This window comes from Candidatus Villigracilis proximus (assembly GCF_016717045.1).
GTDB classification, from domain to species: domain Bacteria; phylum Chloroflexota; class Anaerolineae; order Anaerolineales; family Villigracilaceae; genus Villigracilis; species Villigracilis proximus.
On the sequence record NZ_JADJUO010000010.1, the window covers coordinates 213185 to 230237 of the forward strand.

General features: G+C 49.4%; 23 protein-coding genes. 16 read left to right on the top strand and 7 right to left on the bottom strand.

Annotated elements, in window-relative coordinates:
• Window positions 1–48: 48 nt before the first annotated feature.
• Window positions 49–1023: a 6-phosphofructokinase gene (gene pfkA / locus IPL71_RS13045; protein ID WP_345322228.1), complete on the bottom strand. Its 975-nt coding sequence runs from the start codon at window positions 1021–1023 to the stop codon at window positions 49–51.
• Window positions 1013–1945: a ribonuclease Z gene (locus IPL71_RS13050; RefSeq protein ID WP_345322230.1), complete on the bottom strand. Its 933-nt coding sequence runs from the start codon at window positions 1943–1945 to the stop codon at window positions 1013–1015. Before IPL71_RS13050 ends, pfkA begins: the two co-directional genes overlap by 11 nt.
• A gap of 334 nt (window positions 1946–2279) precedes the next feature.
• Here IPL71_RS13050 and IPL71_RS13055 point away from each other — a divergent pair, with 334 nt between their 5' ends.
• From IPL71_RS13055 to IPL71_RS13090, 8 genes are all read left to right on the top strand, one after another.
• Complete coding sequence (locus IPL71_RS13055) at window positions 2280–4436, top strand: DNA translocase FtsK (RefSeq protein ID WP_345322233.1); 2157 nt, start codon at window positions 2280–2282, stop codon at window positions 4434–4436.
• 171 nt (window positions 4437–4607) lie between these two features.
• Window positions 4608–5006, top strand: a complete 399-nt coding sequence (locus IPL71_RS13060) for a cobalamin B12-binding domain-containing protein (protein ID WP_345322235.1) — start codon at window positions 4608–4610, stop codon at window positions 5004–5006.
• Window positions 5007–5310: 304 nt separating this feature from the next.
• Window positions 5311–6318 (top strand): methylmalonyl Co-A mutase-associated GTPase MeaB, encoded by a 1008-nt coding sequence (gene meaB, locus IPL71_RS13065; RefSeq protein WP_345322237.1) that lies wholly within the window; start codon window positions 5311–5313, stop codon window positions 6316–6318.
• A complete protein-coding gene (locus IPL71_RS13070) occupies window positions 6315–6869 on the top strand; it encodes a GNAT family N-acetyltransferase (RefSeq protein WP_345322239.1) in 555 nt (184 codons plus the stop codon). Before meaB ends, IPL71_RS13070 begins: the two co-directional genes overlap by 4 nt.
• Entirely contained in the window at window positions 6870–7859 is a 990-nt protein-coding gene (locus IPL71_RS13075) for a ribose-phosphate diphosphokinase (RefSeq protein WP_345322241.1), read from the top strand.
• Window positions 7860–7903: 44 nt separating this feature from the next.
• Window positions 7904–8707, top strand: a complete 804-nt coding sequence (gene mutM, locus IPL71_RS13080) for a DNA-formamidopyrimidine glycosylase (protein ID WP_345322243.1) — start codon at window positions 7904–7906, stop codon at window positions 8705–8707.
• A gap of 3 nt (window positions 8708–8710) precedes the next feature.
• Window positions 8711–8908 carry a hypothetical protein gene (locus IPL71_RS13085; RefSeq protein WP_345322245.1) on the top strand — a complete coding sequence of 66 codons (198 nt, stop codon included), beginning with the start codon at window positions 8711–8713 and terminating at the stop codon, window positions 8906–8908.
• Window positions 8909–8953: 45 nt separating this feature from the next.
• Window positions 8954–9421: a hypothetical protein gene (locus IPL71_RS13090; RefSeq protein ID WP_345322247.1), complete on the top strand. Its 468-nt coding sequence runs from the start codon at window positions 8954–8956 to the stop codon at window positions 9419–9421.
• A gap of 51 nt (window positions 9422–9472) precedes the next feature.
• On the opposite strand, the gene IPL71_RS13095 is transcribed toward IPL71_RS13090, so the two are convergent.
• The 4 genes from IPL71_RS13095 to IPL71_RS13110 are packed head-to-tail and all read right to left on the bottom strand — an operon-like array spanning window position 9473 to window position 11846.
• Window positions 9473–10315, bottom strand: a complete 843-nt coding sequence (locus IPL71_RS13095) for a universal stress protein (protein WP_345322249.1) — start codon at window positions 10313–10315, stop codon at window positions 9473–9475.
• Between the two features lie 20 nt (window positions 10316–10335).
• Window positions 10336–10872 carry a chromate transporter gene (locus IPL71_RS13100; RefSeq protein WP_345322251.1) on the bottom strand — a complete coding sequence of 179 codons (537 nt, stop codon included), beginning with the start codon at window positions 10870–10872 and terminating at the stop codon, window positions 10336–10338.
• Window positions 10869–11387 carry a chromate transporter gene (locus tag IPL71_RS13105; RefSeq protein ID WP_345322253.1) on the bottom strand — a complete coding sequence of 173 codons (519 nt, stop codon included), beginning with the start codon at window positions 11385–11387 and terminating at the stop codon, window positions 10869–10871. Before IPL71_RS13105 ends, IPL71_RS13100 begins: the two co-directional genes overlap by 4 nt.
• 18 nt (window positions 11388–11405) lie before the next feature.
• The gene (locus tag IPL71_RS13110; RefSeq protein WP_345322255.1) at window positions 11406–11846 is read right to left on the bottom strand and encodes a methylated-DNA--[protein]-cysteine S-methyltransferase; all 441 of its coding nucleotides are present in this window, start codon (window positions 11844–11846) and stop codon (window positions 11406–11408) included.
• Between the two features lie 317 nt (window positions 11847–12163).
• Here IPL71_RS13110 and IPL71_RS13115 point away from each other — a divergent pair, with 317 nt between their 5' ends.
• Together IPL71_RS13115 and IPL71_RS13120 are read left to right on the top strand one after the other, a co-directional pair.
• Window positions 12164–13150: a prephenate dehydrogenase gene (locus IPL71_RS13115; protein ID WP_345322257.1), complete on the top strand. Its 987-nt coding sequence runs from the start codon at window positions 12164–12166 to the stop codon at window positions 13148–13150.
• On the top strand, window positions 13147–13401 hold the full coding sequence (locus IPL71_RS13120; RefSeq protein WP_345322259.1) for a GIY-YIG nuclease family protein: 255 nt from the start codon (window positions 13147–13149) through the stop codon (window positions 13399–13401). Before IPL71_RS13115 ends, IPL71_RS13120 begins: the two co-directional genes overlap by 4 nt.
• A 55-nt stretch (window positions 13402–13456) precedes the next feature.
• Here the strand turns inward: IPL71_RS13120 and IPL71_RS13125 are convergent, their stop codons facing one another.
• The gene (locus IPL71_RS13125) at window positions 13457–14008 is read right to left on the bottom strand and encodes a phosphoribosyltransferase family protein (RefSeq protein ID WP_345322261.1); all 552 of its coding nucleotides are present in this window, start codon (window positions 14006–14008) and stop codon (window positions 13457–13459) included.
• A 158-nt stretch (window positions 14009–14166) separates the two neighbouring features.
• On the opposite strand from IPL71_RS13125, the gene IPL71_RS13130 reads away from it, so the two are divergent.
• The 6 genes from IPL71_RS13130 to IPL71_RS13155 are packed head-to-tail and all read left to right on the top strand — an operon-like array spanning window position 14167 to window position 17052.
• Window positions 14167–14400: a PD-(D/E)XK nuclease family protein gene (locus IPL71_RS13130; protein ID WP_345322263.1), complete on the top strand. Its 234-nt coding sequence runs from the start codon at window positions 14167–14169 to the stop codon at window positions 14398–14400.
• A 32-nt stretch (window positions 14401–14432) separates the two neighbouring features.
• Window positions 14433–14735, top strand: a complete 303-nt coding sequence (locus IPL71_RS13135) for a hypothetical protein (protein WP_345322265.1) — start codon at window positions 14433–14435, stop codon at window positions 14733–14735.
• Window positions 14690–15067, top strand: a complete 378-nt coding sequence (locus tag IPL71_RS13140) for a hypothetical protein (protein ID WP_345322267.1) — start codon at window positions 14690–14692, stop codon at window positions 15065–15067. The genes IPL71_RS13135 and IPL71_RS13140 overlap by 46 nt, the downstream gene beginning before the upstream one ends.
• Before the next feature lie 41 nt (window positions 15068–15108).
• Window positions 15109–15621 (top strand): CRISPR-associated protein Cas4, encoded by a 513-nt coding sequence (gene cas4 / locus IPL71_RS13145; protein WP_345322269.1) that lies wholly within the window; start codon window positions 15109–15111, stop codon window positions 15619–15621.
• Window positions 15622–15664: 43 nt separating this feature from the next.
• The gene (locus IPL71_RS13150) at window positions 15665–16528 is read left to right on the top strand and encodes an NAD(+)/NADH kinase (protein WP_345322270.1); all 864 of its coding nucleotides are present in this window, start codon (window positions 15665–15667) and stop codon (window positions 16526–16528) included.
• A complete protein-coding gene (locus IPL71_RS13155; RefSeq protein WP_345322272.1) occupies window positions 16525–17052 on the top strand; it encodes a B-box zinc finger protein in 528 nt (175 codons plus the stop codon). The genes IPL71_RS13150 and IPL71_RS13155 overlap by 4 nt, the downstream gene beginning before the upstream one ends.
• Window position 17053: the final 1 nt, after the last annotated feature.

Here is a 17053-nt window from a genome sequence, read left to right on the forward strand (position 1 = left end):
GGCCGCTGAGTAAACCTCAGCGGCCTTTGCTTTACCTGATTACTTTTATTAGCGAGCCAATACTTTGGTCATATGGTAATACTCCATATTGACCTTGCGCTTATTGCTGATCACATCCAAAAGCGGAATAAAGTCTATCCCTTTGCTCTTGAGACCGGTCATCACGCCATGTTGGCCTTCCAGAAGCGCCTCCACAGCTTTGACTCCCATACGGGAAGCCAGCAGACGGTCATAAGCAGTCGGTGAGCCACCGCGTTGAATATGACCAAGAATGGTCATGCGGGTTTTGAAGCCCACATCCAGATCGTCAATGCGTGTGGCGAGATCGGTCGTGCGGATTCCCGAGCCTTCGGCGTTGATGATGATGGCATGAGTCTTGCCGCGCTTGTAGGCATCTTCCACGGCTGCGGCGATTTCATCCGTAGTGGTGGGTACTTCAGGGATCAAGACCACTTCCGCACCACAGACAATGCCAGCCATGACAGCCAGATAGCCACTGTTGCGTCCCATGGTTTCGATCAGGAAGGCGCGTTGATGTGATGAAGCTGTGTCGCGCAATTTGTCCACGGCTTCCATGATGGTGTTCATGGCGGTATCCGTGCCGATGGCGATATTCGTGCCCCAGATATCATTGTCGATGCTGGCAGGGATGCCGATCACCTTGATATCTTTTTGAGAAAGCGCATATGCGCCATTCATTGAACCTTCACCGCCGATCACGACCAGGGCATTGATCCCTGCTTCGTTCATCTTGCGGATCGCGTCGCGCTGCCCGGAGGGTTCCATAAAGCGTTTGCTGCGGCTGGTCAATAAAATTGTTCCACCGCGCTGCAAAATACCGCCCACAGAGCGCTCATTCATGGAATGAAAATCACCGTTGATCAAACCTTCATATCCATTATTAATACCAAGCACGTCTATGTTATTTGACAGTGCTGTGCGCACCACAGCGCGGATGGCTGCGTTCATACCGGGGGCATCGCCGCCGGAGCTAAGTACACCTATTGTTAATTTATTTGCCATTTTCTATTTCTTTCTTAATTTGATATGTGTCAAAATCACGCGCCACAGCGGTATTATTAAAAATGGATTGCGCTTCCGCAATCACATCCTTTTCACGATAACGGCGCGAAATATGAGTGAGAATTAATTTCTTAACCCCTGCTTTTGTGGCGAGTTCCGCACCCATTCGGGCAGTAAGATGGGAAAACTGCTTCGCCATGTCTGCTTCTTCATCAAGATACGTGGATTCGATCACAAGACCGTCTGCATCTTTACATACTTCAAGCAGATTGTCTGTTCTGCCTGCATCCCCCACCACCACGAGTTTACTGCCCTTTTCCCACGGCCCCAGCACATCGTCAGGCATGATGTGTCTGCCGTCGGGCAGGGTAATCTCTTTTCCGGCAACTAGGTCGCGGCGTTCAGGTCCGAACGGCACTCTCAATTCATCCGCTTTTTCTGACAGGAAGGGACGGCGTGCTTTTTCCTCAAAAACATATCCCAGACAATCAGGCCCGCGATGGGTCACAGAAAAAGCAGTGACTGTAAAATCGTCCGCTTCAAAGACCACGCCGGGTTTGATCTCTTTCAAGGTCAACGGCATGGGCGGCTGATTGCCGCGCAATACAACATCATAGAGCAAAACGCGCACACGCTCCAGCGTACTTTTTCCGCCGAAGATCGTGAGTTCATCAATCGACTCCCAGCGCAGAAGCGTGGAAAGTAATCCGCCCAGCCCGAGGATATGGTCAAGATGCCCATGCGTTAATAGAATACGCGTCAGACGTTTAAAGCCAATACCCGATTGGAGGATCTGTCTTTGTGTGCCTTCGCCGCAATCAATAAGGAAGCGATACTCGTTATGAGAAACGACCTGCCCTGAAAGTCCGCGCTTTGCAGAAGGCGCGGAAGCGGATGTGCCAAGAAAAAGTATTTCGAACAATGGTTGATTCCTTACAATGTTGAGCGGCAGAGTTTTGGATTTTCCCTGCAACAACTGTTGAAAAATAACTCTGCAATTGTACCTTAAAGAAAACAGACCATTTGTGCTATAATCTTTTTTGAAATTAACATTCACAAATTACGCATTACGAATCACGTTTCACGTAAAATGCCTCTTCTCAAACCATCCACTCCCCTTAAAAAAAATACAGCGCCTGCGGGCAAGACCATTCCCCCCAAAAAAAGGGGATGCCTCGCACAATAAACCTGCGCATAAAAATAAACCACAGTACGCACCGCCGCCGCCCGCACCACGCGCGCTCTCCTTTTGGGATATGCTATCTGCCGAACGCAAACTGGATGTCGTTGGCATCATCCTTGCATTCACTGGCATCATTATTATTTTGGGCTTGGTCTCTGCCAATCGTTCTGAATTAATTGGCAGAGCAATCTCCAAATTCTTTCAAATATTCGGCTGGGGTTTTTATATCCTTCCGATCGGCCTCGTCTTTTTTGGCTTATGGCTTGTCTTTCGCAAGATCGAGCGCATTCCCCCGCTTTCCATCGAACGTGCCGTGGGTAGCATTATCCTTTTTGTCTGGACGCTGACCGTTTTACATTCATTTGTCGCCACTGCCGAAACCGCAGAAATGGTCGCGCTGACCGGCGTTCGCGGCGGAGCGCTTGGCGGCCTCTTTCAACGCATACTCTGGTTCAGTTTTGGCGGCGGCGGAGCCTTTATCGCCCTGTGCGCCTGGTTGATTATCGGCATCGCAGTCTTTTTGGATAAACCGGTAAAGGATTTATTTTTCTGGCTCGGTCCATTGTTTAACTGGATCAGAAAGTGGATGAATAAACCCATCGCATCACAACTTGACCTGAATCCTGCTTCTGTTTCGACGGAAGATTTCACCCCGATCGATCCCTCCGCTGTGCCGCCCATTGTGGCAACAGGCGAAGCAATTCAACCCACACGCACCACTAGCGGCCCCACCGTCATCCATTGGACATTGCCCAATGTCAGCGATATTCTGGTTTCAGGCAATGCGCCATCCATCAATGAAGAATTCATTCAACAGCGCGCACGCTTGATCGAAGAAACACTCGCATCCTTCGGCGCTCCGGCTCAGGTAGTTGCGATCAGCCGCGGGCCATCGATCACGCAATTCGGAGTGGAGCCGCTATTTCTTGAGACAAGAGGCGGAGTCCGCACCAAAGTCCGCGTTAGCAAGATCGCATCCTTATCCGATGATCTTGCGCTTGCATTGGCCGCACCGCGCATTCGCATTCAAGCCCCCGTACCCGGACATAGTTATGTGGGTATCGAAGTTCCAAACGAAGAAATGGCAATGGTGGCCCTGCGTGATATTTTGGAAAGTGATACTTTCAAACGCAACACCAAGCCTTTAAATTTTGGTCTGGGACGTGACGTAGCCGGACTTCCGATCATCGCCAGCGTGGAAGGGATGCCGCACATGTTGATCGCGGGTACCACCGGTTCCGGTAAATCTGTTTGTGTCAATTCAATCCTCACTTGTTTGTTGCTATACAACACACCCGATGACCTGCGACTCGTTTTGGTTGACCCCAAACGCGTGGAGTTGACCGGTTACAACGGCATTCCGCATTTGCTCGGCCCGGTGGTCGTTGAAATGGACCGCGTGATCGGCGCTCTGCAATGGATGACGCGTGAAATGGACAAGCGTTATCACATGTTCGCGCAGATCGGTTCACGTAATATCATTGATTACAACGCAAAGATGAAATTACAGGGACAGAAGAAACTGCCCTATCTCGTGGTCATCATTGATGAATTGGCCGACCTGATGATGATCGCGCCTGATGAAACAGAAAAGACGATCACACGTCTGGCGCAATTATCACGTGCTACGGGTATTCATTTGATCCTCGCTACACAACGCCCCTCTGTGGATGTGGTGACAGGTCTGATCAAAGCCAACTTCCCGGCGCGTATTGCTTTTGCTGTGGCCTCCAATACAGACAGCCGCGTTATTCTCGACCAACCCGGCGCTGAAAGATTGCTCGGGCGTGGTGACATGCTCTATCAAGCGCCTGATGCGCCCGCTGCCGCGCGTTTGCAGGGCGTATTCGTTTCAGATACGGAAATTCAGAACCTGGTGGAATATTGGCGCACACAAGCAGGCGGCGGAGTTGTTCAGCAGTCCACCACAGACATGCCTGCTGATTCCGTGCCGACCAATCTTCCGCTTAAGCAAACACAGCTTTGGGATGAAGGCAAAAAGTCAGATAACGATCCGCTGTATGATGAATCTGTCGATATTGTCCGCAAGGAAGGCCGCGCATCTGTCTCCATGCTGCAAAGAAGATTGCGTATTGGCTACACCCGCGCCTCCCGTATTGTGGATATGATGGAAGATAAAAAGATCGTCGGCCCCCCTGAAGGCGGCACCCAAATGCGCCCGGTTTTGGATTACGGTCAAACCGCGCCGCCGAAAGATGATGGAGCGTAAATAAATCTTATTTCAGGTGAAGTCTACCCTTTGAGGAACACAGCCGAAGGATGAGTTTCATAGTTAAACGGTCTTATAAATAGAAAATTCCGGGATGTGAGTCCCGGAATTTTCTTAAGTGAGTTTGTGATACATAGTATAATCTTTGTTCATCATTCCCTCGGAGGAACTATGACAGAAAAGAAAATAAGAGTATTGGTCGCCAAACCCGGCCTGGATGGACATGATCGCGGTGCAAAAGTAGTTGCGCGTGCTTTACGTGATGCCGGCATGGAAGTGATCTACACTGGCTTGCGCCAAACCCCTGAAATGATCGCCGAGGCCGCGCTTCAAGAGGATGTGGATGTGGTTGGACTGTCCATTCTTTCAGGCGCGCACATGGCATTAACCCCGCGCCTTCTTGAACTGCTAAAAATCAACGGACAATCACATGTGAAGATCTTTATCGGAGGCATCATTCCAGATGAAGATTTGCATCGTTTAAAAGAGATGGGCGTAACCGGAGTGTACGGTCCCGGCGCATCCACTGAAGACATTATTCGTGATGTCAGACTCGCAGTGGCTGGATAAGAGTTAATAAAAACACAGAGTTTAAAATACTCTGTGTTTTGTTGTTAATGATGATAATTACACGCTGAGCGGGGGGGGGGGGCCCCCCCCCCCCCGCCCGCCGGGGGGGGCGCGGGCGCCCGCCCCGCTGCCGGACTTCCAGAGAGCGCTCAGTCCTCCGCCAGGATGTAAACATTACATGCTGAGCGGAGGACAGTTCCACCGTCCGAACGCAGCCGAAGCGCAAGGTGATCGTCCTTCGAATACGGACTTCGCAGAGAGTGCTCAGTCCTCCGCTCAGGATGTATAAAACACAAATTAATTTATGACCTATTCTCAAGCAGTTCTCAACGGTGACCGACTCGCATTGACCCGCCTGTTAACACAGGTGGAGAATGATATGCCGGATGGCCGCGCCGCATTGATCGAATTATTTCCTCACACAGGCAAGGCGCATCTGATCGGCGTGACAGGTTCACCCGGCACGGGCAAATCTTCGCTTGTGAATCAACTGGCTTTGTATTATCGCAAAACAGAAAATAAACGTGTGGCAATTGTTGCGGTTGATCCTTCGAGTCCGTTCACGGGCGGCGCAGTGCTTGGTGACCGTGTGCGGATGCGTGACCTCGCCGGCGATACGGGCGTCTTCATTCGCTCAATGGCAACGCGCGGTTCACTGGGCGGACTTGCACAGTCCACGGCAAATATGGTGCAGGTCTTTGATGCCGCCGGATTTGATGTCATCATTATTGAAACAGTCGGCGCGGGTCAAAGCGAAGTGGATGTTGCACGTCTCGCGCACACAACTTTGGTGGTCGAAGCGCCCGGACTTGGCGATGATATTCAAGCCATCAAGGCCGGCATCCTTGAGATCGCGGATATTCTCGTCGTTAATAAAGCTGACCGCCCCGGCGTGGAAAATACAGAGAAGGCATTAAAGTCCATGCTGGAATTGGCTCACCCGGCCGCGCGGATTTTTCAGCATCACGGATCATCCATGCGGATAGCTGCCCCTGCACAAGAATCTTCATCCAGTCTGACGTGGATTCCACCTATCCAACGGACGGTTTCCACCGAAGGCAAAGGGATCGTGGAATTAACACAAGCCATTGCGCGGCATGTGGCGCACTTAACTCAAAGCGGAGATTGGGCCGTTCGTGAGCGTGCCCGGCTTGAGGTCGAGTTGGATGCGCTGATCCGCGAAGAATTGGTCAGCCGTTTCCGCAGAGATGTCCCGCAGAAGCAGTATGAAAATATGCTTGAGAAAATTATCCAAAGAGAAATGTCACCCGGGGAAGCAGTTAAGTTACTAATGAATGGCAGGTTAAAATGAGCATAATCTATGGCGAGCGAGTCCGGTTGCGTGCTACAGAGCGCGAAGATGTTAATAATTTTTATGCGTGGGTTAACGATCCCGATGTGACTCGTTACCTGTCGTTATATTTGCCAATGTCTACTGTGGATGAAGAAAACTGGTTCAATTCAATGACCCAGCGCAGTCAAAGTGAAAAGACACTGGTGATCGAAGTGCGTGATGGTAATGGCTGGAAGATGATCGGCAATTGCGGCGTATTTGATATTGACACAATAGGCCGCCTGGGCGAGATCGGAATTATGCTCGGTGAAAAAGATGAATGGGATAAGGGCTACGGCACGGAAGCAATGTCGCTGCTGGTGCGTCATTGCTTTGAAACCTTGAATTTCAATCGCGTCTATCTGCGTGTGTATGCGGAAAATCTGCGCGCAAAACGGGCCTACGAAAAAGCAGGATTTGTGGAAGAGGGCCGTTTACGTGAAGCTGTTTATAAAAACGGAAAATATGACGATGTAATTATTATGAGCGTATTACGCGCTGAGTGGATCGCACAAATGAAGGAGAAATAAATGCAGCATACCCATCGTGATTTGAAGGTGTACGGCGGAATTAAATTATTTGCAGGTTCCGGCTCGCCTGATCTTGGACAAAAAATTGCCGATTATCTCGACCAGCCTGTCAGTGAGCGCGAGGTGATTGAATTTCCGAATGAGAATCTTTTCGTGAAATTGGGCGGCAGTGTGCGCGGACAGGATGTGTATGTGATCCAAACCACTTCGTCACCGGTGCATCGCAATTTAATGGAATTGTTGATCATGATCCAAACCCTGCGTTTAGACTCTGCCGCGCGCATTACAGCGGTTGTGCCATATTTATGTTATGGCCGCTCCGATAAAAAAGATCAACCGCGTGTGCCGATCACTGCCCGCCTGGTCGCGGATATGCTCGAAGTGGCCGGCGCAGATCGTTATATGACGCTTGATCCGCACGCCGGACAGGTGCAGGGTTTCTTCTCCATCCCGGGTGACGTGTTGACCGCTTCCCATTTGCTGGTGGATCATATTAACAAAAATATCCGCTCTGAAATGGTGGATCCTGTGGTCGTTTCAGTTGACCTTGGCTTTGCCAAAAAAGGCCGTAATTACGCCGCCGATATGGATATGCCGATCGCGTTCATTGAAAAACGCCGTCAGGGAAATGATGCGAAAGCTGAAGCATTGACCCTGATCGGTGATGTCAAAGACCGCGATGTCATTATTGTGGATGATGAAGTGGATACCGGCGGTTCCATTGCGCAAGCAGTGAAGGTTGTCAAACAAAATGGCGCGCGTGATGTATATCTCGCTTTTGTGCATGCCATTCTTTCGCGCAATGGCGCAGAACGGCTGGCTTCTCTGCCGATTAAACACATCATCACCACAGACTCTGCGCCGCTTTCTCCTGAAAAAAGAAAATTCCTCGAAGGCCGCATCACTGTGCTTTCTGTCGCGCCGTTATTGGGTGAAGTGATCAAACGTGCCCATGAAGGCCGCTCGGTTGGAGAGATGTTCAACGAGTAATTTAACTGTCCCTAAACACATCTTACCTGATACCCAATTCTCCCATGCCTGAACTTCCTGAAGTAGAAACCATTGCACGTGCCATAAAACCGGAACTGGTCGGCAGAACCATCGTCTCTGCTGACCTGCGCTGGGCGCGCACGCTTGCCATTCCTTCTTCGGCCCAATTCAAGAAACAGATTGCCGGGCAGAAAGTTTTGGACGTTTCACGCCGCGCAAAGTATCTGGTCATTAAATTGGAAACTTGCAGTTTCCTTGTACATTTGCGCATGAGCGGAGATGTGATAATAAGAGCAGGTAAAATCAAGCCGGAAAAACATGATCGCCTTTTGCTTCATCTTTCAGATGATAATTATCTGGCTTTCAACGACACGCGTAAATTTGGACGCGTCTGGTTAACAGACCGGCCCGAAACCATTCTTGGCAAACTTGGCCCGGAGCCGCTCGAAAAATATTTTACGGCTCAATGGCTCTTTGAAAATTTACAAACACGCAAGCGGTATTTAAAACCCTTGCTGCTTGATCAAACTTTCATCGCCGGCCTTGGCAATATCTATACCGATGAATGTTTACATATTGCGCAATTGCACCCGATGGCCGCCTCAAATAATGTCACACAGCAACAGGCTGTGGAATTGCATAAGGCGATCCGCGCAGTTCTAAAAGAAGGCATTCGCCGCAACGGCGCCAGCATTGACTGGGTCTACCGCGGCGGTGAATATCAAAATCATTTTCGTGTTTACGGCCGCGATGGCGAACCGTGTGATGTGTGCGGCACCACAATTCAAAAGTTCACCGTGGGTCAACGCGGCACACATATTTGTCCAAATTGTCAGCGCTTGAGGTGAGTTATGACAGTCTTATACGTTATTATCGCAATCGTTATCGGATGGTTCATTGGATTTCTTGATTCCAATCTTCGCACGGCGCAAAAAATTAAAGCCGCCGAATTAAAAGCCGAAAACATCATCAAAGAAGCGGAGATCAAGCTCGCCCAAGTCCAGCCAAAGGACGGTCTCCGTCTGCGCCGGATGATCCCAGTTTATTGAGTCTCAAAAAAGGATAATGGAACATATAAACTTGAAATAGACGGCGTGCCGGTTGGCGATAAGTTATTCCCCGATAAGAAAAAGCGCTTGATCGAACTGGTCACCGTGCTGCGCCCCTGGCTGGAAGGTGGACAGACTCAACAAGCCGCATCCCAGCCCGCCGCGCCGGTTCAGACTCCGCCGATAGCTGATCCTGCTCAAGCTGTTATTTATTCCCCTGCGGCATCTTCCACTCAACCTGTGACGCCCATCGTAAAGAAACCAGAAGTGGAAAAAAACATCGCAACTCTTAGTATTGTGGCTCAAATTGATACTGTTTTACAGGCGCGTCTGGTGGATACCGCACTCGCCAAACGAGGCGTCCGGTTGCAGGATTCTCCCCAGGGTGAGGTGGAAGTTTATGTCGGACTGGATAAATTTAACTCGGTGGATGAAGTCCCCGATGAAATGATAAAAGCCACCATCCGCGCCGCCATCGCTGAATGGGAAGATAAATACACCCCCGGCTTGTAAAGATATAAGCGACAAAAAAGCCTCCGATTATCGGATGCTTTTTGTTGTCGCTTATCCTTTATATCTTGCAGATAAGATTGGACATAATCCATCTTCGGCAATCTCTGCCGTTACATTTGGCGCGTAGAGTTGACGTAAGGCATTCGTGCTGTATATTGATCCCATGCACAGCAGATCGTAATTCCCCTCTTTTACCTCGGCCATGATCTCTTCCACAACATTGCCCTGCCGCGCTTTTACGTTTGCAGTCAGGCCGTCATTTTTTGCGATTTCCAAAGCCTGACGCAAACTTCGTCCAATGGGTGTGTCTGTCTCTGTCAGGTTTTGCCAGTTTGCGCTCACGGTTTTTGCGGTTGGATAGTTAAGATCAATTTGGGGAATAATATGCAGCAGTGTGATCTCGGCGCGGCTTTTCATTGCCATTTGCATGGCGATGTGTTCAGCCGTGACTTCATATCCCAACCCGCCAATGCAGATCAATATTTTTTTCAAAGGGAGTTTTGACTCAGGCACATACAGGATCGGCTGTTCGATCTCTTCCATTAAATGACGAATGGAACGCCCGGTTAACATGCGGCGAAATTGCGGGCGTCCCAACGGCCCCAGTACAATGATGTAATTGCCTTGTTTTGCTTTACGCGGAATCACATCTTCCGCGTTTCCGTTTTGCACTTCGAGTGTATAGTCCACTCCGTTTTTCTGGAATAACGCAACGGCGCGTGCGAAGACATCTTCCAACGGGTGGTGGTCATCTATCGCAGCCGGACTCAGGTTTTCGGTCACGCCAAGAAGCGTGATCTTTGTGTCCAGCGTTGCTGCGAGCCATGCTCCATATTCAATGGAAGGCCATGTCCCTTTAAATCCATTGGTTGCAATTAATAAATCAGGTTTCATAAATTTTTCCATTGATCGGGTTATCGAAATAAAAATACGCCTAAAATCCCCGCGCCCAGCAGCACCAGCGGAGATGGAATTTCAAACCATAATGCCAGGGCGGTTAACGCAGCAATGAATACAGCGCGTTTGTTGATCTTTTTGTTTTGTCCAACGTGGAAGAGTTCCCAGGCTACCATGAGAATAAGCGCGGCGATTGCGGGACTCATGCCTTTTACAAAACCTTGCAGCCAGTCTTCCTGTTGAAATTGCTGCAAGACCGCGGCCACTGCGAACATCATCACGGTGGGAGGTAAAACTGCACCCAGTAGTGCGGTGAAAACGCCCGGGATGCCGCCAGCCGCATAGCCGACAAACATGGCAAGTTTCAGAGCTTCACTGCCCGGCAGCACGTTTGAAAAACCAACAGCTTCCACAAAGCGTTCTTCACTCATGATGCTGCCAACCGCTTCCTTATATAACAAGCCGACAGATGCAGGACCGGATGGGGAAAGTAGGTTTACTTTAAGGAACATCCATAGCAGACGGAGCCAGACTGAAAATTTTGATTGTTTCATGATGTGAGAAAAATGATACCAACGATGCCGGCGATGATGACGACGATACGTTCAGGTGCTTTGAACCACATGGCTGTCAGACTGATAATGCCAATGACCCACCCCACCCAACTGGTTTCCCCGCCTTTTTCAAAGATTTTCCAGGCGGTGAAGATCATCAGCACAGAAATGGCGGGAGCGAGTCCTTCGACAAAATTACCCACCCAGGCTTCGCGGCGCAGACGGTGCAGGACCATCGTTACACCGAGGATGATAAGGGTGGGCGGCAAAATTGACGCAAGCAATGCCACTAGTCCGCCGGGGATTCCGCCCGCAGCGTAGCCGATATACATCGCAAGTTGCAGTGCGTCGCTGCCGGGCAGCACAGAAGATAAGCCAACAGCTTGAATAAATTGATTTTCTGTAACGAACCTTCCCACCGCTTCATGATATAGCAAACCCACAGAAGCCGGGCCGGAGGTGCTGAGTAGATTGACTTTGATGAAAGTCCAGAAAAGTTGAGAGAGGATGTCCACTCTGTTAAGTCTATCATGTTATGGTTTGACGCCTTCCATTTTCAACAGCCATTCTTTTGTTGGCAGTCCATCTCCGCCGCCGTAGCCGTGAAGTTTCCCGTCTGCGCCGATCACACGGTGACAGGGAATCACAAGCGGCATGGGGTTTGTGGCGTTGGCACTGCCTACGGCACGGTAGGCATTTGGATGCCCGATCTGCATCGCGATGTCGGCATAGGTCCGTGTTTCGCCGTAGGGAATGGCGTAAACTGCCTTCAATGCTTTCAATTGAAACGGCTTCAATGTAGACCAGTCAATTGCGATCGTGAAATCACGGCGTTTGCCTTTTAGATATTCGCCTAATTCCTTTGCATACCCCTGGATTTTTCTTTTGGTTTTTCTCAACCGTCCTGTGCAGGCGGAAGAGACGGGCATCCAGCTCGGGCTGAGAATCTGCCCATTCAACAGCGACCAGCCCAAGGTCGGAGGCAGCGATGCGCAAATCTCCGAGGGGTGTGTTATTTAATTCGCCAAGATAAATTTTGAGGGAAGGGAGTGTCATTTTGTCATCCTCTAAAAAGAAAAAGTGTTTGCAATCTTGTTAATTGCCTGACAATCGTAGGGTAGTCGTAGGGCAAGCGTCAAGTACTAATCAGACAAGCATGATAAATTTAGCGCTGTAAGGTGATTTCTCTTCTCCTCCTTTACTAAGAGAGCCGCGGTCGGCGTCCGCGGCTCTCGCCGTTTAAGTGGACACTGGCAGTATAATCGCGTCATCAAACTCTTGCGAGGTTAGTATGTCTGTAAAAATAACAATCATCGGTCTTGGTCAGGTGGGCGGCTCGATCGGCCTGGCGCTGGCGCCGCATAAAAATAGCCTTTCTGTATTTGGACACGACAAAGAAATATCGATCGAGCGTGCTGCTCAGAAAAAAGGTGCGGTTGAAAAAACCGAACACAACCTTCCCCGTGCTGTTGAGGGCGCTAAAATTGTAATTCTTGCCCTGCCTGTGCATCAGGTGCGCGATACTTTGGGATTTATCGCACCTGATCTAATGGAAGGCGCAATTGTAGTGGATACTTCTCCTGTTAAGTCAGAGGTTTCCAAATGGGTAAAGGATATTTTACCCGCTGGATGTTCCTATGTGGGAATTGTTCCAACGATTGGATCTGAATTTTTAAACGGGACAGAAAAGGGTCTGGACTCAGCCCGGGCTGATCTGTTTTCGAAAAGCATTTTCCTGCTTGATGCTCCTGCCAGCACAACCGGCGAATCTGTGGAGTTGGTGATGGAACTCGTGCAGTTGCTGGGCGCCAACATCATGCTGACAGATATTGTGGAATCAGATGGATTAATGGCGACTGTGCATCTTCTGCCTCAACTTGTCTCTGTTGCATTGTTGAATGCGACAGTGGATCAACCCGGCTGGCTTGAAGGACGTAAATTGGCCGGACGTGCTTATGTGGCGGCAACCTCTGCACTGGTCGTGGAAGATGAACCAGATGCCTTGCATATGTCGGCGTTGCATAATAAGGAAAATGTTGTCCGTTCACTGAATACGATGATCGCCTCTTTGGGCGCTTTGCGCGATGATATTGAAAAGGGCAACGAAGAAGCCGTAAAAGTCCGCTTGCAGGCCGCGCATGAAGGGCGTGAAGTTTGGTTGAATGAACGCATCTCTGCCAATTGGGAGAGTATGCATAAAGAATCAGATAAGCCCATATCTATCAGCGAAAGATTGTTTGGCGGCCTTTTGGGTATCCGCTCGAAAAACAGGAAATGAGTTGTTATTGCTACATTCTCGAATGTGCAGATGGAACCTTCTACACAGGCTGGACGACAGATCCGCAGCGAAGAGTGAACCAGCATAACAAAGGCATCGGCGCGAAATATACCAGTACACGCCGGCCGGTAAAATTGGTTTATCTGGAAACCCTGTCCACTCGAACCGAAGCCATGAAACGTGAACTTGCGATCAAAAAAATGAAGCGCGTGCAGAAAAGTAAATTGATCGAAACGGCAGGCATGAAGTGAGAAACTCAATAAAAATACTCCGCGAATTTTCGCGGAGTTTTTTATTGTTATATTTTTATTCAGTAAACAGCGGTAAATGACCAAGGGAAATGATATGCATCCACTCTGCGCGGTCACCTTCAGTGAGGATCGCGGCTTCAGCCACCACTTCCGCTTTGGCTTTATCCAAAATCATGCGCATGCCTTGCAGCGTGGAGCCTGTGCTGATCACATCATCAAGGATCACCACTTTTTTATTCTCGATCAACCGGCGGTCTTTTTCATCAAGGAACAGAATTTGCGGCTGACCGGTTGTGATCGAAAGCGTTTCTGCTTTGAGCGCATCACCCATGTACGGCTTATAGGATTTTCGCAGGATCACGTACGGTTTCTTTGTTTCAACCGAAACCGCATACGCCAGCGGAATGGACTTGGCTTCAGCGGTCACGAGAATATCATAATCAACTTCTGCAAGTTTCTTTCCGAGTTCACGCGCGCAAGCCTGCACCAACTCGGTATCCCCTAAAATATTCAAGATCGCGATCTTGAGTCCGGGCTTGATCTCAAACAATCGCAGGTCGCGTTTTACGCCTGCGATCTCAATGGAATGTACCTGTTTGTCTGTCATTAATTTCCTCCGAGGGAAAAATATTTTTGCGCGTGAAGTTTATCATACCTTGCAGGTTGTTAATACAAGTTGAGTATTGCGCAGGGATAGGTAGATGCTTCATTGCCGGGGGATTACAGAAAAATAAGCGTATAGAAAATTTGTGCTATACTCTGCCCATGTCTGTTATCCGCGCTTCTGATATTGGAAGTTATTTATATTGTCGCCGCGCCTGGCGTTACCGCAAGGATGGGGTTGAGTCGGAGAATAAAGCCGAGTTGGCCGCCGGGACTGAATTGCATCGTCAGCACGGACGCAAGACTCTATCCGCGCTTCTATTGCGGACCGTTGGCATGATTCTGCTTCTGGTGGCAATTCTTACGCTGGTAGCGTATTGCACCGCACAATTGTAAAGGTGTCTTTTGGGACATCTTAATGGAGAAGAATGTCTGACCTATTAAACCGTCTTGGCTATTTGCAAACCCGCCGCGACCGAACGCCCAACCTTGATCTGGCGCGTGATCTCGTGGCGCGTGAGGATATGGCCGGGATACGCGAGATCGCTCAGAATATGCACAACGACAACAAGAATATCCACGGCGACTGTATGAATGTCATGTATGAGATCGCGATCATTGACCCAAATCTCGCCGCGCCATATGCAGATGATTTTATTAAATTTCTAAAAGCAAACATCACAACATGGTGCGCGGCGCGATCACGGCCCTCGCAGAAATTGCAAAAGTAAAACCTGAGTTTATCTTCAAGCATTTGGATGAGATCAAAAAGGTTAAAGAAACAGGCCCCGATAGTATTTCCATTGACAAGTCCATTTCGGCGTTGGCGCATACAGCATCCGCAAATGATGAGTATGGCAAGGTCGTCTTCCCTTATCTGATGCAGCACATCTTGACCTGTCATCACAAGGAAGTGCCGGAACACGCCGAAAGAATATTGCCCGCTGTCAATGAAAATAATAGTATCGAATTCATCAAGACCCTGGGAAAAAGAATGGAAGCCCTTTCCGGTTCCGACTTTACCCGTTTAAAGAAGATCGTAAGAATAGCTGAAAAAATATAATCTGATTACTGATTACTGATTACTGATTACTGATTACTGTAATGCTCTATATCACTCTTCTCCTCTTTGTTATTGCCCTGATCTTCTTCTGGCGTTCAAACCGCCAGCAAAAAGAAGCAGGCCTGCCCGGCGGACGTATCATCTACACCGACACGCACGGATGGGGCAAAGTGGAAAAACCGCTTTTCTATGCCGCGATGGAGTTGACAGGCAAGCCTGATTACCTCGTCCAACAAAATGGGAAGATCATTCCCGTTGAGGTCAAATCAGGCCGCGCACCGGAAACTCCCTATGATTCGCATATTTATCAGCTTGCTTCCTATTGTTTATTGGTGGAGAAGACCTATGGCACACGTCCGCCGTATGGGATTATCCATTACGAGAATCGGGATTTCGCCATAGATTACACCCGTGAATTGGAGAATGCCTTGATCGACCTGCTTGTGGAAATGAAACGTGACGAAATTAAAAAAGATGTTCCGCGTTCGCATGAACAAGCCGGACGCTGCGCCAAATGTGGATTTAGAAATCATTGCGATCAGAACCTTGTCTGAAAGCCATGTAACGCTGTGACATTACAAAAGGTATAATTTCGTTATGCCAGAACCCTTCCTGCCCAAACATCCCGTTGTTACAGCGTATCCAAAAATGCCCGAAGCCTTTGCTGAAGCTGAAGCGATGGCTGCTTTCCTTAAGGAAAAGGGCATGGATGCTGCCTGTGGTTCCTTGTATGATGAAGAACTTCGCAAGCGCGTAAAAAAAGGCGAGTTTGATATGCTGATTGCCGTGGGCGGTGATGGGAGTGTCTTACGTGCAGGACATCTATGCGCACCCAGCGGTGTGCCAATCCTTGGCGTGAATCTTGGCAGACTGGGTTTTTTGATCCAGGTTGATCGTAAGGATTGGCGTGAGTACTTTGTAAAATTATTGAACGGTGAAGCATGGATCGAGAACCGCATGATGCTGCGCGCAGAACACATCCGTGCAGGCGAAAGCCTCGGCAGTTCGAATGCATTGAATGAAGTCGTTGTCGCTCGTGGACAAAACCTGCGCCCTGTTCGCTTGACCGCTTCCGTGGACGGGCGTCACCTCACCAGTTATGTCGCAGATGGTCTCATTGCCTCCACCGCCACGGGCTCCACGGCATATGCGCTCGCTGCGGGCGGACCCATTTTGCCGCCGGAGTTACGTAATATTTTGCTCATGCCCATCGCGCCGCATCTCTCTGTGGATCGGGCGGTGGTTTTATCAGAAGGTTCTTCAGTTAGCATTGTTGTAAAAAGTGAAAACTCAGTCCTCAGCGTGGACGGCCAGCCGCCAACGCCGTTGATGGAAGACGACCAGGTAAAAGTTACCGCCGCAGATGTTACCGCGCAGTTTGTTCGCTTTGAAGACCCGGGTTATTTTTATCGTAACCTTACTGCACACATGAACGAAAATTCTTTAGGATTTCCACGATGACAGATACCATCTCCGCTGCAACTTATTGTTATGTCCACCCAGATCGCGAAACCAGCTTACGTTGCAAGCGCTGTGAAAAGCCGATTTGTGCATCCTGCGCACAGCGCACACCCACAGGCTATATGTGCAGGGATTGTGTCCGTTCGCATCAGAAATCTTTTGATACTTCTGAATGGTACGATTACATCTTCGGGTTTCTTACCGCCGGTTTTCTTTCAGCCGTAACCTCCTTTCTGATCACTTTGATCGGCGGCATTGGCTTCATCGGCTGGTTTCTGATTCTTTCAGCTGCGCCCATCGCGGGCACCACAATTGCCGAATCGGTGCGCGTTGTCACCCGCCGTCATCGTTCACGCTCATTGTTTATTACGGTCGCGGTGGGGATGGTGCTCGGCGCTCTGCCCATGCTGATCGTTCAATTATTAAACATGAATATTTTTGGGATCGCCTTTCAAGGGATATATCTGTTTATCGCTGTGCCGCTCGTCTACACCCGACTTTCTGGAATCCAATTATTTAAATAGC